The sequence below is a fragment of the Flavobacterium pectinovorum genome (assembly GCF_006438875.1).
GTDB lineage: Bacteria > Bacteroidota > Bacteroidia > Flavobacteriales > Flavobacteriaceae > Flavobacterium > Flavobacterium pectinovorum_A.
In genome coordinates this window covers 85282-109668 of sequence record NZ_RCZH01000009.1, presented here as the reverse complement: position 1 = coordinate 109668, position 24387 = coordinate 85282, and the positions used below count along the sequence as shown (strand labels likewise).

Here is a 24387-nt window from a genome sequence, read left to right as displayed (position 1 = left end):
AACACGAATTTTTACTTTAAGTTCGATCTCTAATTCGGGAAATTAGTGGAATTCGTGGCAAAAATTATTCTTCTTCTTTTTCGTCATCGTCTTTTGAAAATTTACTTTTCTTAGGCTCTTTTATTATTGTTTTTCCGGCAACGACAACGACTATTTCGCCACGCGGAGCTGTCTTTTCAAAATGAGTTAAGACTTCTCTTGCGGTTCCGCGTACATTTTCTTCGTGCAATTTTGATAATTCTCTCGAAACACAAACTTGTCTGTCTTCGCCAAAAAAAGTAATAAACTCTGCTAAAGTCTTAACGAGTTTATGTGGCGAAACGTATAATATCATCGTTCTGGTTTCTTCGGCTAAAGCCAAAAATCGAGTCTGACGTCCTTTTTTATCAGGCAGAAATCCTTCAAAAACAAATTTATCATTTGGTAATCCGCTGTTTACTAAAGCAGGTACAAAAGCGGTCGCTCCAGGTAAACATTCTACTTCAATTTTGTTTTCGACACAAGCGCGCGTCAATAAAAAACCGGGATCTGAGATTGCTGGAGTTCCTGCATCCGAAATTAAAGCGATGTTCTCACCAGCTTTCAAACGGGCAATTAAATTCTCGGTAGTTTTGTGTTCGTTGTGCATATGATGACTGTGCATGTGCGTGCCAATTTCAAAATGCTTCAACAATTTCCCACTCGTTCTGGTATCTTCGGCAAGGATCAAATCGACTTCTTTCAAAATCCGAATGGCACGAAAAGTCATGTCTTCAAGATTGCCAATTGGCGTTGGAACGATATATAATTTAGACATAATTAAATTTAAATTAAGATAACACAGATTTCACTAATTAGCACGAATTCTGTTTGTTTAAAAATTGCACAAACTAATAATTATAAAATTATTTTTAATTCGTGTAAATTCGTGAAATTCGTGTTTACGCGAATTTCTTCTCTATAATTGCTAGAAAGCGTTCTGCATAATCGTCTTTTCCTTCCCAGTTATTATAGTCCGGTTTTACCATATTCTCGATAAATTCCTGAGCTTCGCTGTAGGTATCGAACGTTAATAATTGATTTAGAACGCGGCTGTAATCTTCCGAACTGTTTCCGAAAAGATTTTTGGTAAAAGCAATTCTGTCATTCAAATCAACATGAAAACCTTTTGCCAGTTTTTCGTTCAGGGTTACTATTCTTGGTTCAGCCGGAGTTTCTAAAATTGCTGTTTCAACAATTTTATTCTCTTTAAATTCGGTGATTGACGGAGTTGGTGAAACAGATTCAAAACTGTCTACTTTTACAAACTCGGCATCTGCATAATTAATTCCAAAATCTTCAAATAAGATAGAAACAGGCTCTGGTTTTGTAACAGTTTCTATTTTCTCTTCTGCTTTTTCTTCTATTTTGTTCTCTATATTTTCTTCTTCTCTGTCTAATTCAAAAGCCGGAATAAAATTAGGAATTGGTTTTAGATCGCTGATTGTTGTAAAAGAAATTTCTTCAAATGGAGTTTTATCTTCTTTTTCAGGTTCTGTTTCTTTAATCGCTTCCTGTTCCTCTACTTTTTCAATAACAGGTTCTTCAACAACTTCCTCCACAATTTCTTCAATCAGCTCAGGAGTTATTTCTTCCGGAGTTTCGGCAACTACTTCTTCAACGATTACAGGTTCACGAGTTTCTTCTACTGCAATTTTTTCAGCAACAATTGGAGTTTCAATTACAGTTTCTGCCGGAGTTACCGCTTCTTTTTCGAAGATAGCTTCAACTTCCGCGCTGATTTCACTGTGAGTGATTGTTGGCTTTACAGTATCAAAGTTTTCGTCTACAAACTTCAATACCGCTAGTTTTTCATATAATTTCTGTGTTTCAAGATACAATTGATTGATATCGGATTTATTTTTAAGCTTTAAAATTCGATGTGCAATGCTGATTAAATCGGCTTCCAATTTTTTTTTCATAACTGTTGAAATTATAGTGAATAGGGTATTTTTAGTATATTTTGTATTTGAATATCTTTATTCCTGGTATAATCTGAAAGATATTTTTTTATTTCTGTTAATAAGCGTTCGCGAATCTTCGATTTGATAAAAATTTTCTACTTTTGAAAAAGTGTAAAAACAGCAATTTTTCACGTCGATTTATTACCAGTACAAAGTAATAAAAACTATTCATTTTTAAAGGTAGAAAAATACAAAATGTTTCTCGAAAATACAGTAAATCACAAAGAACAATTTGGTTGGATTGAAGTTATTTGTGGATCAATGTTTTCGGGTAAAACCGAGGAGTTAATCCGCAGATTAAAACGCGCTCAATTTGCCAAACAAAAAGTCGAAATCTTTAAACCTGCCATTGATACTCGCTATCATGACGAAATGGTTGTATCACATGATGCCAACGAAATTCGTTCAACACCGGTTCCTGCCGCCGCCAATATTGCTATTTTAGCACAAGGCTGCGATGTTATTGGTATTGATGAAGCGCAATTTTTTGATGATGAAATTGTTACGGTTTGTAATGATCTTGCCAATCAGGGAATTCGTGTGATAGTTGCAGGACTTGATATGGATTTTAAAGGAAATCCTTTCGGACCAATGCCAGCGCTTATGGCAACTGCCGAATATGTGACTAAAGTTCACGCTGTTTGTACCAGAACAGGAAATCTCGCTAATTATAGTTTTCGTAAAACCGATAATGATAAATTAGTCATGCTTGGTGAAACCGAAGAATATGAGCCGCTGAGTCGTGCAGCTTATTATAATGCCATGAAAAAAAATCAGGACAAATAGATATTTTCTTCACAAAAAAATAAAGTAAAAGATGCTGCAAACTAAAAAGAAAAAGAATTTAAATATTTTAATAATAAGTGCAATTGTAGCATTATCACTGACTTTAATTTTATATTACTCTTTTAAAGAACCTGTTACCGACAAGGAAATGGTTGAATTGGTTGCAAAATACAATCAAAATTGCCCTTTAGTCATTCAGGAAGGAATTCGTCTTGACAACGTAACTTTGCCTAAAGACAAAATTGTTCAATACAATTTGACTTTATTAAATGTCGAAAAAGAAACGGCAGAAATTGAAACCATAAAGAAAAACATTGAAGAAAGTTTACTAAGTACCGTTAAAGCAAATCCTGGACTTCAAACATTTCGTGACAACGATTTTACCTTGATTTATAACTACGACGACAAAAAAGAAAACTATCTATTTGAGATTACGATTACACCGGAACAATATAAATAATTAGATATTTCTATTATAAAATAAAACCCGACAGATTTTGAATTTGTCGGGTTTTTTATTTTTTTTTAATAATATTCTTTTATTTAAACTGGACTGAAGTCCAGCTCTACAATATAATATGTTCCTTCGGAACTTTAAAAAGAGCCTTTGGCTCGAACAATATTGTAGGGTCGGACTTCAGTCCGGTTTATTGTGGAATATGATTTATATTATATCTTCTTTCTCATTCTTGCTACCGGAATATCAAGTTGTTCACGGTATTTTGCAATTGTTCTACGAGCAATCGGATAACCTTTTTCTTTTAAGATATCTGCCAATTGATCGTCTGGCAAAGGTTTCTTTTTATCTTCTTCTTCAATTGTATTTTTAAGAATTTTTTTGATTTCTAAAGTCGAAACATCTTCTCCCTGATCATTCTTCATTGCTTCAGAGAAAAACTCTTTGATAAGTTTGGTTCCGTACGGTGTTTCAACATATTTACTGTTGGCTACACGCGAAATCGTCGAAATATCCAAACCAACCATATCTGCAATATCTTTTAAGATCATCGGTTTTAACTTGGTTTCATCGCCATCTAAAAAGAATTCTTCCTGATAATGCATAATCGCATTCATGGTTACAAAAAGTGTTTCCTGACGTTGTCTGATCGCATCGATAAACCATTTAGCCGAATCTAGTTTTTGTTTGATAAACTGAACAGCATCTTTTTGAGCCGATGATTTATCACGAGAATCTTTATACGTCTGCATCATTTCCTGATAATCTTTAGAAACGTGCAAAGACGGAGCATTTCTTCCGTTTAAAGTCAATTCTAGTTCACCATCCACAATTCTGATGGCGAAATCCGGAACAACATTTTCGGTAACTTTATTGTTTCCGGTATAAGATCCTCCCGGTTTTGGGTTTAATCTTTCTATCTCGTGAATTGCTTTTTTAAGCTGTTCGTTTGAAACACTATATTTTTGAAGCAGTTTATCGTAATGTTTTTTAGTAAAAGCATCAAACTGATTTTCGATAATATCAATTGCTAAATCAACATATTCCGTTGGCGTTTTATGCTTCAATTGCAACAATAAACATTCCTGTAAATCACGCGCACCAACTCCCGAAGGTTCAAGCTCATGAATAACCTGCATCATTTTTTCGACCATTTTCTCATCCGTATAAATACCCTGAGTAAACGCCATATCATCTACAATATCCGGAACGCTCCTACGGATGTAACCCATATCATCAATACTTCCAACAAGGAATTCGGCGATTTCGCGTTCTTCATCATTCAAAATAAAAGTATTCAATTGATTGATTAAATCCTGATGAAAACTTATCGGAGAAGCAAAAGGTGTTTCGCGTTCTTCGTCTTCACTATAATTATTAACCTGAGTTTTATAATCCGGAGTATCGTCGTCGCTTAAGTATTCGTCTATATTAATGTCGTCTGCTTCGATTCTGTCTGATTCTGCATCATCATAATCGTCATAGTCTTCATTTGCGAATTCATCAGCTTCGTATTCTTCTTCTTTTCCAGCCTCAAGAGCCGGATTTTCGTTCATCTCTTCTAATAAACGTTGCTCAAAAGCTTGCGTAGGCAATTGAATTAACTTCATCAGCTGAATTTGCTGTGGAGATAATTTCTGGGATAATTTTAAATTTAAAAATTGCTTTAGCATAATAAGGCACTAATTTTTTTAGCCACTAAGACGCGAAGGCGCAAAGTTTTTATTTTTATTTGCCTTTAAGGCTTTTATTTGAAATATTTTAAAATACTCTTTTCGTGTTTATAAATCTTCTGATACCACTTTTTATTAAGGGTACATTGAAATTAATTAAAAAGCCTAAATCTTTATTTAGCAATTTTAATTGGCTTATAATTTGTGCTTCCCAAACTGGATTCATTTGTTCAACTGCTTTTATTTCTATAATTATAGAATCTTCAATCAACAAATCTAATCGTAATCCTTCGCTAAATTCAATTCCATCATAAACAATTGGAATATCGACTTGACGCTTTACATCAAGACCGGCCTTTGTAATTTCATGAGCCAAACAAACTTTATAAACTCTTTCTAATAATCCGGTCCAAGTTGTCTATGAACTTTAAAAGCAGAGTTTACAATTATTCTTCCAATTTCTTCAGTTTTTTCAGAGAGCATAATATTTTTGTTTTGCCACGAAGGCGCAAAGGCGCGAAGTTAATTTTTAATTAAAGACTTAAATCTTTAAAAATAAAAATACGCGATCGACTTGCTTTGTGTCTTCGTGGTATTTTTATTTTTTAAATCTTTGATTAGCAAACTTTATAAAAAACTTTGCGTCTTTGGGCCTTCGCGGCAAACCTTGCTTAGACGCAACGATAATAAGAAAAAATCTTTGTGTCTTCGCGTCTTCGTGGCAAATCTTTTTTTCTTAAAATTCTGCGTTTCCAGGAGTTCTTGGAAAAGGAATTACGTCTCTAATGTTTGTCATTCCGGTTACAAACAATACCAAACGCTCAAATCCTAATCCGAAACCTGCGTGAGTCGCTGAACCGAATCTTCTTGTATCTAAATACCATGACAATTCTTCTTCGTCGATTTCTAAGGCTTTCATTTTTTCGATCAAAACGTCGTAACGCTCTTCTCTTTCAGAACCACCAACAATTTCTCCAATTCCAGGGAAAAGGATATCCATTGCACGAACTGTTTCTCTTCCTGGTTCAGTATTATCATTCAAACGCATGTAAAACGCTTTAATATTAGCTGGGTAATCAAACAAAATTACCGGACATTTAAAGTGTTTTTCCACCAAGTAACGCTCGTGTTCTGACTGTAAATCAGCTCCCCATTCGTTGATAATATATTGGAATTTTTTCTTTTTATTTGGAGTTGAATCTCTCAAGATATCAATAGCTTCCGTATACGAAACACGTTTGAAGTTGTTCTCCAATACGAAGTTTAATTTCTCCAACAATGCCATTTCGCTTCTTTCCGCTTGTGGTTTTGATTTTTCTTCTTCAAGAAGTCTACCTTCTAAGAACGCCAAATCATCTTTACAATTGTCTAAAGCATATTTGATTACATACTGAATAAAATCTTCAGCTAAATCCATGTTATCGTCAAGATCGTTGAAAGCAACTTCAGGCTCGATCATCCAAAACTCTGCCAGGTGACGAGAAGTATTTGAATTCTCTGCTCTAAAAGTTGGTCCAAAAGTATAAATCTGCCCCAAAGCCATTGCATAAGTCTCTCCTTCTAATTGTCCCGAAACTGTTAAGTTTGTTTCTTTTTCGAAGAAATCGTCTTTATAATTTACTTTTCCGTCTTCAGTTCTTGGTGTATTGTCGAATGGCAAAGCTGTAACTTTAAACATTTCTCCTGCACCTTCAGCATCAGAACCTGTAATGATTGGCGTATTTACATACACAAAACCTTTTTGTTGAAAATAGTTATGAACTGCAAATGATAATACCGAACGCACACGCATAATAGCACCAAACATATTCGTACGAACACGTAAATGCGCATTTTCACGCAAGAAATCCAAACTAGGCTTATTCTTTGGCTGTATCGGGAATTTCTCCGCATCAGAATCTCCTAAGATTTCAAGTTTGTTCACCTGAATTTCATATTTCTGACCTGCACCTTTACTTTCGATCAAAGTTCCCGTTACCGAAATTGCAGCCCCGGTAGTAACTCTTTTTAAAGTTTCATCCGGTGTATTTTCAAAATCAACAACACATTGTATATTATTAATGGTAGAACCGTCATTAAGCGCGATGAACTGATTATTTCTAAATGTTCTCACCCATCCTTTTGCATTCACTTCCTGTAGCGTCGTCGTACTGTTTAATAAGTCTTTAACTTTTGTGTGTTTCATTTTAATTTTAGATTTTAGATTTCTGATTTTAGATTAAAATAAAAATCAGTGTTTTTATATCGAGTTGCAAATATAAACGATAATAATTAATTTTTGAAGCTAATTTTCCTGCACCCGAGCCTGAAAGTGCGAATTGGCGAAGCAATCCGCTATATCTTTTTCTTACTAAAGAAGTAAGAAAAAGGATATCGCTTCTATCTGGACTAGGGCTTTTAGTTTCATAAGAGCCCGATGTTTTTTTTATTTATTCTCATTTTTTGTCATTCCGAGGAACGAGGAATCTCCGCAAGTGACTCCGCAACTAAAAGCCAATCTTTGTCGAGCTTCTCGCGGAGATTTCTCCTCCGTCGAAATGATAAGTTCGCGTGCAAACTTTGACAAAGTTAATTCGTGCTAATTCGTGAAATTCGTGGCAAACTTTTCACCCTTCCAATCCTTCCAAATCCTCTTTCTTAGCTTTCTTCTTTTCAAAAGTCAAAACCAAAGCTGGTAAAACCAATAAATTAGCAAACATAGCAAACGCCAATGTGCAGGAAATTAATCCTCCCAGCGCAATTGTTCCGCTAAAGCTCGAAAGTGTGAAAGTAGCAAATCCTAAAATCAAAACTACCGAAGTATAAAAAGTACTAATACCCGTTTCTCTTAAAGCACTGAAAACGGATTTTTTTACCTTTCCGTTACTTTGTATTAAATCATGTTTATACTTCGCCATAAACTGAATCGCATTATCAACCGAGATTCCAAAAGCGATACTGAATACTAAAATCGTTGAAGGTTTTAACGGAATACCAAAATACCCCATCAATCCGGACGTAATACAAAGCGGCAAAATATTCGTAATCACGGATGCAAAAACCATTTTGAATGATCTGAATAAATACAGCATCAAAATCGCAATTACCAAAATCGCAAAAATCAATGATTCAATTAAATTATCAACCAAATAAGAGGTTCCTTTCTGGAAAACCAATGCTTTTCCGGTAACGGTAACTTCGTAACGATCTTTTGGGAAAACCTCATCAATTTTCTTGTGTAGTTTTTTCTCGACTTTCGCCATTTCATCCGTACCAATATCTCTCATAAAAGTGGTGATTCGAGCATATTGTCCAGTCGAATCAACATAACTTTTCATAAGATTGTCTTTGCTATTTTTTGTTGCATTCTTAGCATACGACAAAATAAAAGTCTGTTCCTGTGATGTTGGCAATTGGTAATATTCAGGATTTCCGTTATAAAAAGCCTGTTTCGAATATTTAACCAAATTTACTATAGAAACCGGTTTTGACAATTCCGGAAGGCTTGCAATTGTATTTTGCAACTCATCCATTTTACGCATCGTCGACAACTTCATAACACCTTTTTTATGTTTGGTGTCAATCATGATTTCTAGCGGCATTACACCGTTAAACTCTTTTTCATAGAATAAAATATCTTTAAAGAAAGAAGCACTTTTTGGCATTTCACCAATTAAACTTCCTGAAACTTTCATTTGCGAAACTCCAATTACACTAAAAACTAGTAGTAATCCGTAGATTGTATAAATTACTTTTCGTTTGTTTTTCACCACATTTTCAACAAAATCCAATAAAGTCGAAATATAAGTTTTAGTCAAATGGTACAAATGTTTTTCTCCCGGAACATCCATAAAACTGTACACAATAGGCACAATCAAAAGCGTCAATAAATAAACCGAAATCACATTGATCGAAGTCACTAAACCAAATTCAAAAAGCAAGTCGTTTCCAGTAATCATAAAAGTAGCAAAACCTATCGCAGTCGTTAAATTCGTCATTAAAGTCGAAACTCCAATTTTAGAAATAATACGCTGCAAAGCCTTTGCCTGATTGTTGTGCAGTTTAATTTCCTGCTGGTATTTATTGATCAGGAAAATACAATTCGTGATACCAATTACGATAATTAATGGCGGAATAATAGCTGTTAAAATCGTGATTTTATAATGAAATAATCCAAGTGTTCCAAACGACCAGATTACACCAACGATTAAAATACAAATCGAAATAAATGTCGCTCTGAAAGAACGGAAAAAGAAAAAGAAAATCAATGAAACTGTAAATAAAGCCGCGCCAATAAAGAGCCCGATTTCACCTTTCATATTATCAGCATTGATTGTTCTGATGTATGGCATTCCAGAAACTTTCAAATCGATTCCTGTAGTTTTTTCGAATTTATCAATCTTCGGAACCAGATTTTCCAGGATAAAAGTTTTTCTTTCCGCCGTATTTACAAGTGCTTTATTGATATAAATAGCTGAACGAATACTTCCGCTTTCTTTATTGAAAAGCAAACCTTCATAAAAAGGTAAATTATGAAATAAATCGTATTGTATCTTTTTTAAATATTCAGGATCTGTCGCTTTGCTTTGATCTATAAACGGATCGAGAACAAATTTTTGGTTCACGGTATCTTTTTCCAGTTTTTTTAAATCGTTTAAAGAAACAACCAAATCAACTTCTTTAGAATTTTTTAAACCCGTCATTAATTCATTCCACGCCGCATAATTTTTTGGAGTAAAAAACTTAGGATCCTGAAAACCAATTACGACAAGATTTCCTTCTTCACCAAATTTAGAGAGGAATTTTTGATAGTCTTTATTTGCAATATGATTTTTAGGAAGCAAATTCGCTTCAGTATACGTCATAGCAAGATTCTTCCATTGATAACCAAGGAAAATTGTCAGGAGAGAAACCCCAACGAGTATCGCAATTCTATTTTTAAGTATGATTCTGGCTAATTTTTCCCAAAATCCAACCTGTACAGCGTTTTTCATAAATTCTTTAAAATGGATGCAAATGTAGTGAAAAGTGCTCGAAATCATAAATATTCGGGTCGTTTTTACTGTTTGTTAACATAATTAATATTTTGATTTTTAGGAAAAATTAGATGTTTTGTGCGATCCTACGTTAGCTTTTCTCATATTTGTAGTTAAATTTAAAAAGGAAACAAAATGAACTGGATTTTATTAATAATTGCAGGACTTTTTGAAGTTGGGTTTGCATCTTGTTTAGGCAAAGCCAAAGAAACAACAGGAATTCTATCAACTTACTGGATGATTGGTTTTTTCGTTTGCCTTTCTATCAGCATGTTTTTATTGTATAAAGCCACGCAGGTTTTACCAATTGGAACCGCTTATGCTGTTTGGACAGGAATTGGTGCCGTTGGAACTGTTTTAGTTGGAATTTTAATTTTTAAAGAACCGGCAACTTTCTGGAGAATCTTTTTTCTTTCAACTTTAATTGCTTCGATCATTGGATTGAAGTTTGTTTCTAGTCATTAAAAAATATTACCCACGGGTTTTGCGGATTAAACGGATATGCGCGGATTAATTTATTTTGATTTAATACTAAAAAAGTTCTCGCAGATTTTGCAGATTAAGCAGATATTATAATTCGTGCTTATTCGTGAAATTCTCAGAAAAAAATACAAAGGATAAATAATCATTTTAATCTGTGGCAAAAAAATAGCACGCAGATTTACACAGATTTTAGCAGATTTACAATAATTTTAATTCGTGCTTTTTCGTGAAATTCGTGGCAAAAAAAACTTTATAATCAATGCAGGAAAACAACACCATAACTTTTATTTTTTTGGCAATTCTTTTATTGCTAATCGTCATTATCTGCTTTTTAATGTATCAATTATTGCAATTCAAAAAAGCAAAAGATGATGCCGAAAAGAGTTTTTATGCACTCGAAATGAAAGTCAATGATTTGCAATTAGAGACATTAGAATCAAAACTGAATCCGCATTTGTTTAAGAATATATTGAATTCAATTCAGTCGCACGCTTATCAAACTTATTTTGCTTTGGATAAACTGGCGAATGTTTTGGATTATATTTTATACGAAAGCAAAAAGAAATTTGTCACAGCCAAAGAAGAGATTGATTTTGCATTGAATCTAATCGAAATCAACAAAATCAAAATCAGTCCGCTTTTTGAACTGAAGATCAAAACCAATATTAACAAAGAAGATAAATTATACGAACAACCTTTATTGGCGCCTTTAATTTCTATTGATTTAATCGAAAACGCCTTTAAACATGCTGATTTGCAAAGTGCCGATGCTTTTATTTCGGTCGTTTTTGAGTTTAGAGATAATTCCTTTTTTATGACGGTTTCGAATAAAATATCGGATAAAAAAGTATTAAAAAAAGAACGCAGCGGTTTTGGTCATGCCACTTTAGAACATAGATTACGCATTATTTATAAGAACAATTTCAAGCTCGATAAATTCGTAGAAAACGACGTTTATATAGCTCATCTTAAAATAGATTTACTTGAATACAAAACTGAAATGCTTGCTTCTGGACGATGAGTTACCGGGATTAATGTATCTGAAAATGCTTTGCGAACAAATTCCGGAAGTCGAAATCGTAAAGACATTCAACAATCCTGAAAAACTTCTTGCCGAAATCCCGAATCTCGATTTTGATCTGTTAATATCAGACATCGAAATGCCGGGAATTGACGGTTTGCATCTGGCCGAAATGCTGGATAATAAAATGGTTATTTTTTGCACGGCTTATAAAGAATATGCCGCCGACGCTTTTAATATCGATGCGGTAGATTACATAACAAAACCGGTAAAACTGGAACGTTTGCAAAAAGCAATCTCAAAAGCTTTTGAACGTTTTCATAAACCTGACGCTGCAAAAAAGTTCATTCAGCTAAATACCGATAAAGGAAAAACATTGTTATATTTTAATCAAATTCAATACATCAAAACTGCAATTAGTGACAGTCGCGATAAAACCGTTCTTTTGGTTGACGGAAGTTTTCTAAACCTGAAAAATGTAAAATTTGATACACTTCTAAGCGAACTACCTGATGCCGATTTCTGCCGTGTAAACAAAAAAGAAATTGTTGCCGTAAAAGCGATTAAGTTTTTCAATCATAACGAAATTGTCTTACATCATTTAGAAAAAAATGACAAAAACAGTACTTTAATTTTAAGCGAAACCTACCGTTCTGACTTTTTGAAAAAGGTAAAAATCTAAAACATATAAGATATTCGGCGTACTTAATTTTAACACATAGAAACATAGATTCTGTAATCTGAAAAAAGGCGTTTCACTTATTTAAATACACAGAGTATGCTATGTGAAAGAAATGTATTTCTTTTTTGCATTCTTTTTTAGAAGTTATATCTATGTTTCTATGTGTTGAAGTCGCAACCCTTTATTACAATATAAACCTCCGACTTCGTTCTGCCTGACAGCCGTTTATTGCCAAATTATACAACTTATTACAAAGTTTTTCGGCCTTGTTACATACATTGAAAATTAGCTTTAAATTTCCTTTATCACTTAATTCTCAGTTCTGATATTTGCAGCATTAAAATCTAAAAAACGAGTTATGAATAACATAAAAAACTCCTTATTTTACATTACTGTTATTGGCGGTTTCACCGCTTTAATATATTGGGTAATCTCAAAAGGTGCTGTACTTGAAGTGGGACGCGGAATCGTTCACAAAAAAATCGCAAGTAATCATTGGAATGATTTTCTCCATTCTATGGTTGAAAACCTGCAACATCCTTTAGCAATTTTATTGGCGCAGATCGTTACTATTATATTAGTCGCACGTTTGTTCGGCTGGTTTTTTAGAAAAATCGGACAGCCTTCTGTAATTGGCGAAATGATTGCCGGTATTGTTTTAGGACCATCATTAGTCGGAATGTATTTTCCTGAATTTTCAGCCGCTTTATTCCCAAAAGAATCTTTAGGAAATTTACAATTTTTAAGTCAGATTGGTTTGATTCTTTTCATGTTCGTAATTGGAATGGAACTGGATTTGAAAGTACTAAAAAACAAAGCGCATGATGCTGTTGTAATTAGCCATGCAAGTATTGTAATTCCTTTTGCATTAGGATTAACATTGGCTTATTTTATCTATCACACTTTTGCTCCTGTTGGAGTTGAATTTGCTTCTTTCGGATTATTTATGGGAATCGCCATGAGTATAACCGCATTTCCTGTTCTAGCCAGAATTGTACAGGAACGAGGCATGCAAAAAACAAAACTGGGAACCATTGCCATAACTTGTGCTGCTGCAGACGATATTACAGCCTGGTGTATTCTTGCTGTTGTAATTGCGATCGTAAAAGCAGGTTCCTTTACAAGTGCTTTGTATGTAATAGGTTTGGCTATTTTGTATGTAATTGTAATGCTAAAAATAGTTCGTCCGTTCCTGAAACGTGTCGGAGATTTAAATTCAACCCGCGAAAGTTTGAATAAACCAGTTGTTGCAATTTTCTTCATTACACTTTTATTTTCTGCTTATGCTTCTGAGTTAATTGGAATCCACGCTTTATTTGGTGCTTTCTTAGCCGGAGCAATTATGCCGGAAAACAACAAGTTCCGAAATATTTTTATCGAAAAAGTCGAAGACGTTGCCATTATCGTCTTATTACCTTTATTCTTTGTATTTACTGGTTTACGTACACAAATAGGTTTATTGAATGATCCTTATTTATGGAAAGTTACCGCAGTAATTATTGCCGTTGCCGTAGTTGGAAAATTCTTGGGAAGTGCATTAGCAGCAAAATTTGTCGGGCAAAGCTGGAAAGACAGTTTGGCAATTGGAGCTTTAATGAATACACGTGGTTTAATGGAATTAGTAGTTCTAAACATTGGTTATGATTTAGGCGTTTTATCAACAGAAATTTTCACCATGATGGTAATTATGGCTTTGGTAACCACTTTTATGACAGGTCCGGCGCTGGATTTTATCGGATTTATTTTTAAAGATAAAATGACCGCAGTCCCACAGGAAATTGGCAATAAAAGCAAATACAAGATTCTGCTTTCTTTCGCAACTCCGGAAAGAGGAAAGAAATTATTGAAAATCGCAAATAGTCTGGTAAAAAAACAGCCTGATAACTCTATTGTAACAGCGATGCATTTATCATTAAGCACCGAGATTCACTCTTTTGATATCAAAGACCATGAACGCAAAATGCTTGTTCCGGTTATTCAGGAAGCAGAAAATCTCAACCAGAACATGGTTAGTATTTTTAAAGTTACAAATGACATTGACACAGATATCATCGAAACCGCAAACCAAGGCGAATATGATTTATTATTAGTTGGTTTAGGTCAATCTATTTTTGACGGAACTTTACTGGGAAAAATCCTTGGCTTTACAACCCGAATCGTAAATCCGGATCGTTTGATTGATAAGTTTACAGGAAAAGAAGGTTTGTTCGAAAATTCTCCTTTTGATGAAAGAACACGTCACATTATTACGAAAAGCAGAATGCCAGTCGGAATTTTTATTGATAAAGACTTAGAAGAGGTCAATCAGATTTTTATGCCGATTTTCAGCAAAGAAGATGCCTTTTTAATAGAATATGCCAAAAAGTTAATCAATAATAATGGTTCACAAATTACGGTTCTGGACGCAAGCGGCGAAGTAAAAAGTACTCGCGATATTCAGGAAACAATTCGTTCAATCGAACAAATTGCACCAAATCACATCATGATTATGCACGACAGAACTATTAAAAAAGAATTTCTAGAAAGCCAAAACTTAATGATCATAAGTCTTGACAGTTGGAAAAAACTAATAGAATCTCAAAGTACGTGGCTAAATAATACGCCATCGGTTTTGATCTTGAAACCTTAAAAAGGAAAATAAATTCCATCCCGATAACTATCGGGATTAAAATCCCAAATTCCAAATCTGTTTTCGATTGGAATTTGGGATTTAATTTTTTACTTTTCTTTAGAAATTACTTATCATTTGTAACGAAAGGAAGATTATTAAGCTCAGTAATCACAAAAGTCGATTGTGTACTTGATTTGTCCAACATTCCATCAGAAGTTATCGTATAAAGATTATTAAGCGATACTCCATTAACATACGGCACTTGAAACTCCGTAATTTTTACTAACGCCCCATCAACATCATAAACTTCTACTCTATAAGTTCTTCCGTTTCCGGTATTAGTAGTCCAAAAATAACCATCATTAACTTTGTCACCAGAGCACAAATAATCACTTACAATTTGCTCACTGGTAAATTCAATTGCAGTTGGAGTTTTATTCCACTCATAGTTCCAGGCTGGATCAGCACCAAGAACATACGAAATCTGACCACAAAACAATTTTGCAGTATATCCTTGTCCTTTTAAATCCTCTGCAAAAGCGAATAACGAAATCAATCTTCCGTTTAATGGTTCTAATTCAAATTGAATTGCATCATTATCCCCTGCAACAACATTTCTGGTAATTGTAGCTTTAGATTTATAAACAATAGAAGGGATTTTATTTAAAAGTCTTTGCGATACAGAATTTAGCGTTTCAGTTGCATTTTCTACAACCGGCGAATTCGTAGCCCAAGTTGCTGGCTCAACGTTTGAAGTTGTTAATACTGAAAACTCAGATGTTCCGGTTTTCAGATTTCTTAGTACAAAATCACTTGCAGCACCAATTGTACCATTTTCAACCAGATTAAATATATTTTCTTGCGCAATGCCGCCATTAACAGCCGTCACTACAACACTTTTTATTTCAACAGGCAAAGTATTTCTTAATACGTCTTTTCCGGTTTTCTTTGTGCCGGAATTTACAAAACCAATTTTCATGTTTGCTTCCTTAGGTTCTCCAGTTCCAATAGAATCTGAATCTCCCGTTGAACAACTTACAAGACTTAAAAATAGGACTAACCCTAAGATTGTTTTTTTCATAATAGTTTTCTTTTAGTAGTATTAGGCGATAAAAGTAGTATTTAAAAAAATATTTTATTTACGGCATCCCGTAAATTGAATTTTAAATCTGTTTTGATTGAAATTCAGGGGTTTTATTTTTATTCAGAAGCAGAAATTCCCGTTTTCAAAAGACCTCTTGTCCCGCTGTACATTATATCTTTTTCCTGCTAAAGGAGCAGTAAAAAGGATATCATTTCCATCGGGGCTAGATTAGAACTTTTATTTTTTTAAGAATCTTCGAAGTTTTGCTTTTACTAAATATTTGTCTGAAAAATTGTATTTTTGCTTTTCATTCAATGTAAAATCATCAGACGCAAACCGTTTAAGAATTGTATCTTACGAGGGCAATCTGTTTTTTACTAAAAACTATTTTACAAAAGGAATTTTAAATATCTTTGAATTATGAGCACAGCAACAAAACCAAATCATATAGGGCGAAAAATTAGCCGTATTCGTGAACTTCGAGATATGAAACAAGAAGCTTTGGCACAAGCTTTAGGAACAAACCAACAAGCAATATCGGCGATAGAAAACAGTGAAACTATAGACGAAGATAAACTTGTCGAAATCGCAAAAGCACTTGGTGTAACCGCAGAAGCAATAAAAAGTTTTTCAGAAGAAAATATGATTACGTACTTTAATACTTTCAACGATAGCCCCGGAAATTTTGGAAAATTTGAAAGCGGCTCTGTTTGCAACTTTAATCCTTTAGATAAAGTAGTTGAACTTTACGAACGTCTAGTTCTTGCTGAAAAAGAAAAAGTCGAATATTTAGAGAAGTTATTGAAGGACAAATAATAGAATTTTTAGTCAAAATATATAAAGCCATTCCAAAAAACGGAGTGGCTTTTTGATTTAATAACTCTTCGCAGACCGGATAAAAAATATCTCGGAGAGATTACAGGTTGGTAGAAAGAAAGAATTGCCCATCCACAATTTGTTCCATCGGAACATTTCATTGGTAGAATAAAAATAGATCGTGAGAAATATCGTCCTGTAAGGACGTTTGACAAATTGTGTGTCTACTCTGTATGTATTTTTGCCGTTATTATTTATAAAACCAAACGTTCCTACGGAACGTAAAAAATGCTGTATTTATTTGACTACCGATGAGATGTTCCGATGGAACAAAAAAACATAAAAATATGTATCTTAAATAATGAAATGGATTTATTTTCTAATAATCAAAATAAACAAGCAACCAGACGCGATATTGTCCTTAAGAACTTGTTCCATTGGGTTTTCTCTTAACTTAATGACATTGCCCTAAGGGACATATTTACTTTATGCTGTTTTTTTCTACCAACATTTATCTCCTAGCGGAGAATATCAAGAGACGTTTTTGTTTTTACACAATCTTGTCATAATCTTTGCGGTCACGAGCGAGACGCTCACGCAGGCGAAAAGACTTCCCAGAGCAGGATTATAAATCCGCACTATCTGTGTCTAACAAAATTTTGCGTTTTGCTTCTTTTCTATCCTGCTTTTTTTTCTTTTTTTCCTGAGCTATAATTAACGCATGCTGCCTGTTTATATTTAAAGCCCATAATAAAGAGATAAACCAGCCAATACCAGTCCAGCCCATAAACAAATTACAAACCAACAAAAATTTGCTGTTTTTTTTATTCCATGAAATTATGCTTGGGATAAAATAAACAAATAACAGCACTATTCCTGCCATTACTTTTTCAATAGTAATTTCATTGTTCTCGAAAGGAAGACTGCTTAATATCATAATTATTCTTTGAAATTTAAAAAACCTTGTCGAGTTACTTATGAGGATTTCTCTTCCGTCGAAATGATAATAAAATGAAAACAAACTATAAAAAAACTTTGTGCCTTTGTGCCTTTGTGCCTTTGTGGCAAACCCTATTTCAACAAATACCCCAATCTTATTGATCCGAAAAAATATCCTGCGCTTGTATTTGTAATTTCATTAGGTTCTACTTCTCTGCCTCGGTAAATAAAAGAATAGGATAAATTCCAATTGTTATGGCGGTATTTTAAACCAAATTCGGCATTAAAGCGCCAATGCGTTATGTCAAAAGTTAACGGACTTGTGTTATTGAACATACTTCCTTCGATTGTAGCATCATAAAACTGGTAATTGACACTTGGGATTGCGTAGAAATAAAACTCTCTAATATTGTATTGCGGTTCTGCACTTATCGAAGCATCGTGCAAATTTGAATCGTAAATTGGTAATAATCTCTTGAAACCTATTCGTGCTAAAAGTCCTGTGGAAACTCCTGTGAAAATAGTTCCCAGATTCGCTTCTGACTGAAAATGAAGATCTACAAAATCATTGTGTTTATTCGGGAATAATTTCTTTGAATACAAAGCATGCGCCTGAACGCCAAAAGCATTATGCAATTGATTTTCCCAGCCAAAAACTTCTTTATAACCAATTAAGTGATGAAAACTTTCTTGGGTTTCTCTTCCAAAAGCATTTGGTCCCATAAAACCCAATTGAAAATCAGTCTTTAAAACCGACTCACTTTTGTAAAAAAAACTTCGTCCCGCCTCGGCAAAAAGATAAGCCGTAAACGGACGGTCATTTTCGCCAACAGCTTCTGCATTGATAAATCTTGGATTATAAATATATTGTCCTATTCGAAATTCCGTGATTTTTTTAGCGATTTTTTCGTTGTTGTTCTTCGAGAGAAAACGGTAGAAAAACTCTAAACCATTCGTATAGTACATATCATTTTTAGATGAAGTGTATAAGTCATTATCTGTAATAAGACCAATTTCTTTAGTTTTTGCTTGTCCAAAAATCAAAGTCGATGATAATATCAGGAATGCAAAAAAGGCTTTTTTACTTCGCATTATAATTTATTTTTCCAACAGCACGCATTTCACGAACAATTCTTTCTTTACGTCTGTTAATATAACTTGAAGATCCTGTTGCTTTAAACTTTCTTGGGTTTGGCAATATTGCAGCAATTCCCGCTGCTTGCATTGGCGTCAAACTCGAAGCATCACGACGATACCAATGTTCTGTTGCGGCATATGCTCCGTAAACACCATCGCCCATTTCGATACTATTCAGATAAACTTCCATGATACGTTCTTTGCCCCAGATAATTTCGATCAAAACGGTAAAATAAGCTTCCAGTCCTTTTCGCAAATAACTTTTTCCTTGCCATAAAAAAACGTTTTTGGCTGTTTGTTGCGAGATGGTACTTCCGCCACGAATTCGGCGACCGCGCTCGTTGCTTTTATAGGCTTTTTGCAATGCTTTAAAATCGAAACCATTGTGTATCAGAAAAGTTCCGTCTTCGCTTGCAATCACGGCTTTTTGAAGATTCATCGAAATTTTATCGATTGGTTCCCAATCGTGATCAAAATAAACTTCCTTTCCACCGGTTTTATTTTCGATTGCACGAATAATCATTAAAGGCGTAAACGGTACCGGAACATATTTAAAAAATACAACAGATGCGATCGAAACTCCAAAAAACCACAAACATGCTTTTATAAAAAACCATTTCACTTTTTCGCCAAAAGAACGAGTAGTCTTCTTCGAAGCTGGTTTTGGTTTACTTGCTGTTGTCGGTTTCTTTGGTGTTGGTTTTTTGGGTGCTGCCATTATATTATTTCTGCTAATTCTTTTTTTCTAAAAGTAGTCTTAACAATCCGGTTATACTATTATTTTTTTATCACTTTAAAGGTTTCCTTTTTGTCATCCTGTTTTAAAACAACCAAGTAAACACCTGTTGCATATCGTTTAAAATCGACAGCTATTTTTGCATCTGAATATTTACTTTCAAAAAGCAATTGTCCATTTAGATTATAAACTTCCAAATTCGAAATTATCGAATTACTTTCTATATTTAAAATATTTTCGATTGGATTTGGATAATATTTAAAATCTGTAATCTTATTCTCCACAACTGACAAGTTCTCTACTGTTTTTGCAAAGGTTAAATTATCTAAAAATGCGGTATCTTCAAAATCCGTTTTCCCAATATGCTGCAGCGAAATCCTGATTTCTGAACCTACATAAGGGGTTAAATCAAACATATATTTCTGAAAACTATCTGCTTTGTTTGTTACAGGTTTGATTACATCTCCCAACACATTTCCGTTTACAATAACTCTAAACATAGACTCCGTATTGTGATCAACAAATCTTTGTTTCAGTTCAAAACTCATAAATAAAGAAGCTGCATTTTTAGCATCTATCTTAGTGTTTACTTTAGAAATATTACTTTGATTTAATTCCCAAATAGAAGCTGCATTTTCGTTTGTTTTTCCAGAATTTGAATTTGTTGAAGTCGTTACCCAATTGCTCCCTGATGAACCCTTGCTCATTACAACTACTTTATTTGCTGCCGACTGATCATCAAAACCTATTTCACAACTTGCATCAAATGTATCTTCAAGAATAATATCATCTGTTATTCCTTTTTGAAAATCATAGACAGTTGAATTTTTATTTCCATCAACGGATACTTTATACCCTTCTTTTAATTCAAAATTATCCGCAAGTAAATTTGGTGCACCAGAATTTGAAAAATCCATTAAAAAACTATAATCTCCAGAAACAACTGGCGTAAAATAAGACACTACCTCACTATAATTATATTCTGTAAGTCTGCCAGTGCCTCCCAATCTGGTTTCCATATTATATGCATTTTGTCCTCTTCCTGCAGATAATCCAATTCCCTGCGTTCTATATTCGTAACTATTTCTTCCTTGTACACTAAATTTATAGGTTGTCCCTGCTTCCAGATGAAACATAGGAGCCATAAAATCTGTCCAAAAATCTCCTCTTAAGTAGATATAACTATGATCATCAAAACCATCTCGCAAATAATCCGGACTATAATTACTGAAAACTTCTTCTACAGCAGTGTTTTCAAGAGTTAAACTCCCGTGCAACAATTTGAAACAATCAGGCAATACATCTTTTCCGTAAGCAGGTAAATTACTAAATTTCTCAATCCATGGTAAGGTTTTAACGCTGCATGTTGTTTCAATTTTCTTTGGTCCAACCACGATCGAATTTCCGGCATCACATACTGTTTTAAAATAAAACTGATAGGAAATTCCAGATTGCAAGTTCGAAACTTTTATTTCGTTTGCAGTTGTATTTAGAATAGTTCCCATGCCCGGAGTAAATCCGGTTGCACCATATTCTATCTCAACTTTTTCTGGTAATGCGTTTTTTGAAGTCCAGTTTATTTGAACCGAATTATTATTGATATTCGAAAAAACAACATCTATTGGCTCATAACAAGACAAGGTTTGATCATAATTAAAATCATCGATCAAGACTCTGTTAGTTCCACTCCATATATCATCATTCAATTTAAACATAAATGCGATCTGCTTATTTGAACCTTTATATTTAGAAAAATCAACATTGACTTCTTTTCCGTATTTCGGTAAGTTTTTTAGTTCTTCAACTGAAATAGTTTGATACGGTTCAAATGTCGAAATATCTAACGGATTTTTGATAGTTCCAATTACCAAATCTCCCGATTTTATATTACTGCTTGTTAACTGCCCATTAAGCCAAAATTTAATTTTCTTGTCTTTGTCAAAATCCTCCAAATAAGGTGACACTAAAAGTGGCGTATCCCGATTATTTTGCAAGTAAAAAACATTTGGAGAGCTATTAATATTGGTTAAATAACATTCTAAAAGCTGCGTATCCATAAAGCTGTTTTTAGTCCAGCAGAAACCAGGAATTTCGTTAAGAACCTGATATTGATCAAAGTTTTCTACAAAAGGAGCTTTTTCGGTACAGCCAATTTTAAAAGTATAACGATCAGACCAATCACTTGCAATTCCGGCTTCGCAATACGCTCTTACTCTGCAATCATAAATTCCCTGTGCTAAACCTGTTAAATTAGCCGGATTTGTTTTTACATTTATTATCGTTCCTGATCCATCAGCAAATCCTTTTGGTCCGTATTCAATATCCCAACTTTCTGATGGTTTCTTCGTGTTATTATCTCGCCAATCTAAAGTTGCAATATCACTACCCGACTGTCTTGCTCCTAATAATCCAGGTTTTATACATTCGTTTTGATTGTATTCGAAATCATCAAGGAAAAAATCAGTCAGTCTTACATTTATTTTGCTCTGCTTGAAAGCAATAAACTTATCTGTTCCATAATAATCAGAAAATTCTATTTCATATTTTATCATTTTATCATGGCTCGTTACCGGAATAGCAACTACTCTATAAGGTGTAAAAGTAGTGGCGTCATCAGGATCTGACATTGTACCCACGATCAATTCTGCCGGAGCCTGTGAACTCTGTTGTCTGGTTGACAACCAAAAACTGATTTTTTTATAATGGTCAAAATCTTTTAATCTTGGAGAAATAAGTACGATTCTATCTGAATTACCTTCTGTTTTTGTTTCCCCAGGAAAAAGTACGTCAGGTTTATTCAACAAACAAATAGATCTTAAACCGCTATGCACTAAATAATTTGGCGCAGATTGTTTAGGAGAATCTATAAAATCATTTTTAGTATAATAACTTTCCACAGTAAAATTAGGCACAATTCTGGTCCAGCAGCCATTTTTTTCAAAAGCAAAAGTTTCAAAATCCTCTTTGTAACCAGCAGTTACTCCTATGCATTTGGTCTTGAAATATCCCTTATCAGACCATCCGCTATAATCATTGCCGCATTTATTGCGCACATAGAAATCATATTCAGTATCATCTAAAACAGATTCGGTAATTTTAAAAGGAAATGTGTTTGCAGTTACAATAGTTCCTGTTCCGTGTTCAAAACCTTTTGGTCCGTATTCAATCTGCCATTCCGTTGCTGGCTTATAATTATCCCAGGTCACCGTTGCGAAGTCATACCCAAAACTAGTCGTTCTTGGATTAAGCGGCTCTAAGCAAAACGACGCTTTTTCATATACAAAATCATCAATGCTAAATTCTGATTCACTCTCATTATTATATCTCAAAGCTATATAATGATGATTATTAGTTTTTAAATAATTGTCTAAATAAACCGTATGTTCTTTCCAAAGTGACGATTTATTTAAGTTCTCAATTTCATTCATTTCTGATGGTAAAATTGTTTTTAGAGCAATGAACGTGCTCGCATCTTTAGGATCAGACATCGTACCAATCGTTAGCGAACTAGTGTGGTATTTATAACTGCCGCTATAGGTCAAAAGGCTAAATCTTACTCTTTTATCAGCATCTAAATCAGCAATATATGGAGTTATCAAATAGGCTTTATCAACATTTAAAGTTGAAACGAATTTCGAAATTATAATTGTTGCATCACCCGTTTTCGGTGTGAACCTAGTTGATCCCCCAACATTTTCTAAACTACTACGAACTAGACAATTATTGGCAATTACACTCCAGCAAGGATCAATATAATTGGTTCCTTCAAAAGAGGTACTGTAACTATCTGAAATAACGGTACAAGGTGTTTTAAAAGGAATTGTTTTTGTCCAATTAGAAAATAAATCATCAATACAATTGGCTCTTACTTTCACTTGATAATCCGTATTCCCCACTAAATTATTTATGGTAAAAGGGCTGCTTTGAATATTAAAAATTTCTGTAGTATGTTTGGCAACATTGGTTAAACTTACCTGAAAATTATTTTCATTTGGAGCATCAAAGCTTATTTGAACTGACTTTTGCTCAATATTTGTGACGGCAAAATTGGTTTGATCAAAACAATCCGAAGCTTTTTCATAACTAAAGTCGTCTAAATAAACCTCATTACTATCAGCTCCATAATATTTACTTTTAAAGAAAAACACAATATACTGATCAGTACCTTTATAATTGTTCAGATAAATAGTCTGTGGCTGCCAGCCACCACCCGTTTTTACTTCAACCGGAGCAAGTAAATGAAACGTATTGAAATCATTAGGATCTGTCATTGTACCAACCAATAACTCCGTTTCCGGATAATATCCATAGGTCCAGAATTTTATTTTTCGATCTGTTGCCAGGTCATTAAATCTGGGAGACACAAAACCAATATAAGAATTTGAATCATAATTGTAATTAGCCATATATACTGATGAACCCTTATCACCATTGGCACTATGATTGTTTCCTGTAGAAAAACCTATACCAGCGTCACTTGTAGAATTATTATAAAGCAATCCTCGCCATTCCAGATTTGTTGCTTTTGAATCATCGAAATTAGCCGTGTACCCCACAGAAAAAACTTTATCACTTGTTGCGAATATTGTTTTTGTCTGCGACCAATCTGTCCAGACAAGAGCATTATTTACCAAGTTGTTTGCTCTAATTCTAAAATCATATCCTTTCAAAGGATCCAGTTTAAAATTGTAATATGGCCAGCCAGAAACGGTTATCGTTTTACCTTCTCCAGTCTTAAATCCTATGGGACCATATTCAAACTGCCATTCGTAGGTTGCTGTAAAATCATAATCATGATAATCAACCTCAACCTCACCGATTAATGATACGGTAACATCAAAATTCAGATCAAAAAAATTGGTTTCCGGTTTATTATTTGCTTGTAAAAAAAGAAGGTTAAAAAAAGAAAAAAGAACAATAAATGTAGTTTTTTGCATGTTTTCGGTTGGTTTTGGTTTAATTATT

The 24387-nt window shown here is 33.9% G+C and carries 17 protein-coding genes and 1 pseudogene; 7 read left to right on the top strand and 11 right to left on the bottom strand.

Translation table 11 applies throughout. The features are described 5' to 3' along the window. Positions 1–64 precede the first annotated feature (64 nt). Together rsmI and EAH81_RS14795 are read right to left on the bottom strand one after the other, a co-directional pair. Positions 65–796 (bottom strand): 16S rRNA (cytidine(1402)-2'-O)-methyltransferase, encoded by a 732-nt coding sequence (gene rsmI / locus EAH81_RS14800; protein ID WP_140508414.1) that lies wholly within the window; start codon positions 794–796, stop codon positions 65–67. 124 nt (positions 797–920) lie between these two features. Next, the gene (locus EAH81_RS14795; protein WP_140508412.1) at positions 921–1940 is read right to left on the bottom strand and encodes a hypothetical protein; all 1020 of its coding nucleotides are present in this window, start codon (positions 1938–1940) and stop codon (positions 921–923) included. 237 nt (positions 1941–2177) lie between these two features. Here EAH81_RS14795 and EAH81_RS14790 point away from each other — a divergent pair, with 237 nt between their 5' ends. Continuing rightward, positions 2178–2768 carry a thymidine kinase gene (locus tag EAH81_RS14790; protein ID WP_140508409.1) on the top strand — a complete coding sequence of 197 codons (591 nt, stop codon included), beginning with the start codon at positions 2178–2180 and terminating at the stop codon, positions 2766–2768. 31 nt (positions 2769–2799) lie between these two features. Next, entirely contained in the window at positions 2800–3228 is a 429-nt protein-coding gene (locus EAH81_RS14785; protein WP_140508407.1) for a hypothetical protein, read from the top strand. Between the two features lie 209 nt (positions 3229–3437). Here EAH81_RS14785 and rpoN read toward each other — a convergent pair whose 3' ends face one another. From rpoN to EAH81_RS14765, 4 genes and pseudogenes are all read right to left on the bottom strand, one after another. Then, on the bottom strand, positions 3438–4898 hold the full coding sequence (rpoN, locus tag EAH81_RS14780; protein ID WP_140508405.1) for an RNA polymerase factor sigma-54: 1461 nt from the start codon (positions 4896–4898) through the stop codon (positions 3438–3440). Positions 4899–4986: 88 nt separating this feature from the next. Then, positions 4987–5295: pseudogene (locus EAH81_RS14775) on the bottom strand (GxxExxY protein); the annotation flags it as partial. Between the two features lie 339 nt (positions 5296–5634). Then, complete coding sequence (gene asnS, locus EAH81_RS14770; RefSeq protein ID WP_140508402.1) at positions 5635–7083, bottom strand: asparagine--tRNA ligase; 1449 nt, start codon at positions 7081–7083, stop codon at positions 5635–5637. A gap of 421 nt (positions 7084–7504) precedes the next feature. Further along, a complete protein-coding gene (locus EAH81_RS14765) occupies positions 7505–9871 on the bottom strand; it encodes an efflux RND transporter permease subunit (RefSeq protein ID WP_140508399.1) in 2367 nt (788 codons plus the stop codon). A 177-nt stretch (positions 9872–10048) separates the two neighbouring features. On the opposite strand from EAH81_RS14765, the gene EAH81_RS14760 reads away from it, so the two are divergent. The 4 genes from EAH81_RS14760 to EAH81_RS14745 all read left to right on the top strand — a co-directional run bounded on the left by EAH81_RS14760 (position 10049) and on the right by EAH81_RS14745 (position 14728). Continuing rightward, the gene (locus tag EAH81_RS14760) at positions 10049–10378 is read left to right on the top strand and encodes a DMT family transporter (protein WP_140508397.1); all 330 of its coding nucleotides are present in this window, start codon (positions 10049–10051) and stop codon (positions 10376–10378) included. A gap of 277 nt (positions 10379–10655) precedes the next feature. Continuing rightward, positions 10656–11417 carry a sensor histidine kinase gene (locus EAH81_RS14755; protein ID WP_140508394.1) on the top strand — a complete coding sequence of 254 codons (762 nt, stop codon included), beginning with the start codon at positions 10656–10658 and terminating at the stop codon, positions 11415–11417. Continuing rightward, on the top strand, positions 11380–12099 hold the full coding sequence (locus tag EAH81_RS14750; RefSeq protein ID WP_140508392.1) for a LytR/AlgR family response regulator transcription factor: 720 nt from the start codon (positions 11380–11382) through the stop codon (positions 12097–12099). The genes EAH81_RS14755 and EAH81_RS14750 overlap by 38 nt, the downstream gene beginning before the upstream one ends. Before the next feature lie 358 nt (positions 12100–12457). Next, positions 12458–14728: a cation:proton antiporter gene (locus EAH81_RS14745; RefSeq protein WP_140508389.1), complete on the top strand. Its 2271-nt coding sequence runs from the start codon at positions 12458–12460 to the stop codon at positions 14726–14728. Positions 14729–14834: 106 nt separating this feature from the next. Here the strand turns inward: EAH81_RS14745 and EAH81_RS14740 are convergent, their stop codons facing one another. Beyond that, positions 14835–15791: a hypothetical protein gene (locus tag EAH81_RS14740; protein ID WP_140508387.1), complete on the bottom strand. Its 957-nt coding sequence runs from the start codon at positions 15789–15791 to the stop codon at positions 14835–14837. A gap of 423 nt (positions 15792–16214) precedes the next feature. On the opposite strand from EAH81_RS14740, the gene EAH81_RS14735 reads away from it, so the two are divergent. After that, positions 16215–16610, top strand: a complete 396-nt coding sequence (locus tag EAH81_RS14735; RefSeq protein WP_140508384.1) for a helix-turn-helix domain-containing protein — start codon at positions 16215–16217, stop codon at positions 16608–16610. A gap of 625 nt (positions 16611–17235) precedes the next feature. On the opposite strand, the gene EAH81_RS14730 is transcribed toward EAH81_RS14735, so the two are convergent. The 4 genes from EAH81_RS14730 to EAH81_RS14715 form a co-directional block, all read right to left on the bottom strand. Then, a complete protein-coding gene (locus EAH81_RS14730; protein WP_140508382.1) occupies positions 17236–17493 on the bottom strand; it encodes a superinfection immunity protein in 258 nt (85 codons plus the stop codon). 188 nt (positions 17494–17681) lie between these two features. After that, positions 17682–18641 carry a lipid A deacylase LpxR family protein gene (locus tag EAH81_RS14725; protein WP_140508380.1) on the bottom strand — a complete coding sequence of 320 codons (960 nt, stop codon included), beginning with the start codon at positions 18639–18641 and terminating at the stop codon, positions 17682–17684. Beyond that, entirely contained in the window at positions 18631–19404 is a 774-nt protein-coding gene (gene mtgA, locus EAH81_RS14720) for a monofunctional biosynthetic peptidoglycan transglycosylase (RefSeq protein ID WP_140508377.1), read from the bottom strand. Before mtgA ends, EAH81_RS14725 begins: the two co-directional genes overlap by 11 nt. A gap of 59 nt (positions 19405–19463) precedes the next feature. Then, positions 19464–24359, bottom strand: coding sequence for a fibronectin type III domain-containing protein (locus EAH81_RS14715; protein ID WP_140508375.1), 4896 nt, complete (start codon positions 24357–24359; stop codon positions 19464–19466). Positions 24360–24387 lie beyond the last annotated feature (28 nt).

What these genes read in the sequence shown, in the direction of transcription:
- mtgA (WP_140508377.1), bottom strand. Translation starts at nt 19,404, where the DNA reads ATGGCAGCACCCAAAAAACCAACACCAAAGAAACCGACAACAGCAAGT.
- EAH81_RS14760 (WP_140508397.1), top strand. Translation starts at nt 10,049, where the DNA reads ATGAACTGGATTTTATTAATAATTGCAGGACTTTTTGAAGTTGGGTTT.
- EAH81_RS14785 (WP_140508407.1), top strand. Translation starts at nt 2,800, where the DNA reads ATGCTGCAAACTAAAAAGAAAAAGAATTTAAATATTTTAATAATAAGT.
- asnS (WP_140508402.1), bottom strand. Translation starts at nt 7,083, where the DNA reads ATGAAACACACAAAAGTTAAAGACTTATTAAACAGTACGACGACGCTA.
- EAH81_RS14730 (WP_140508382.1), bottom strand. Translation starts at nt 17,493, where the DNA reads ATGGCAGGAATAGTGCTGTTATTTGTTTATTTTATCCCAAGCATAATT.
- EAH81_RS14740 (WP_140508387.1), bottom strand. Translation starts at nt 15,791, where the DNA reads ATGAAAAAAACAATCTTAGGGTTAGTCCTATTTTTAAGTCTTGTAAGT.
- EAH81_RS14795 (WP_140508412.1), bottom strand. Translation starts at nt 1,940, where the DNA reads ATGAAAAAAAAATTGGAAGCCGATTTAATCAGCATTGCACATCGAATT.
- EAH81_RS14725 (WP_140508380.1), bottom strand. Translation starts at nt 18,641, where the DNA reads ATGCGAAGTAAAAAAGCCTTTTTTGCATTCCTGATATTATCATCGACT.
- EAH81_RS14715 (WP_140508375.1), bottom strand. Translation starts at nt 24,359, where the DNA reads ATGCAAAAAACTACATTTATTGTTCTTTTTTCTTTTTTTAACCTTCTT.
- EAH81_RS14765 (WP_140508399.1), bottom strand. Translation starts at nt 9,871, where the DNA reads ATGAAAAACGCTGTACAGGTTGGATTTTGGGAAAAATTAGCCAGAATC.
- EAH81_RS14755 (WP_140508394.1), top strand. Translation starts at nt 10,656, where the DNA reads ATGCAGGAAAACAACACCATAACTTTTATTTTTTTGGCAATTCTTTTA.
- rpoN (WP_140508405.1), bottom strand. Translation starts at nt 4,898, where the DNA reads ATGCTAAAGCAATTTTTAAATTTAAAATTATCCCAGAAATTATCTCCA.
- rsmI (WP_140508414.1), bottom strand. Translation starts at nt 796, where the DNA reads ATGTCTAAATTATATATCGTTCCAACGCCAATTGGCAATCTTGAAGAC.
- EAH81_RS14790 (WP_140508409.1), top strand. Translation starts at nt 2,178, where the DNA reads ATGTTTCTCGAAAATACAGTAAATCACAAAGAACAATTTGGTTGGATT.
- EAH81_RS14735 (WP_140508384.1), top strand. Translation starts at nt 16,215, where the DNA reads ATGAGCACAGCAACAAAACCAAATCATATAGGGCGAAAAATTAGCCGT.
- EAH81_RS14745 (WP_140508389.1), top strand. Translation starts at nt 12,458, where the DNA reads ATGAATAACATAAAAAACTCCTTATTTTACATTACTGTTATTGGCGGT.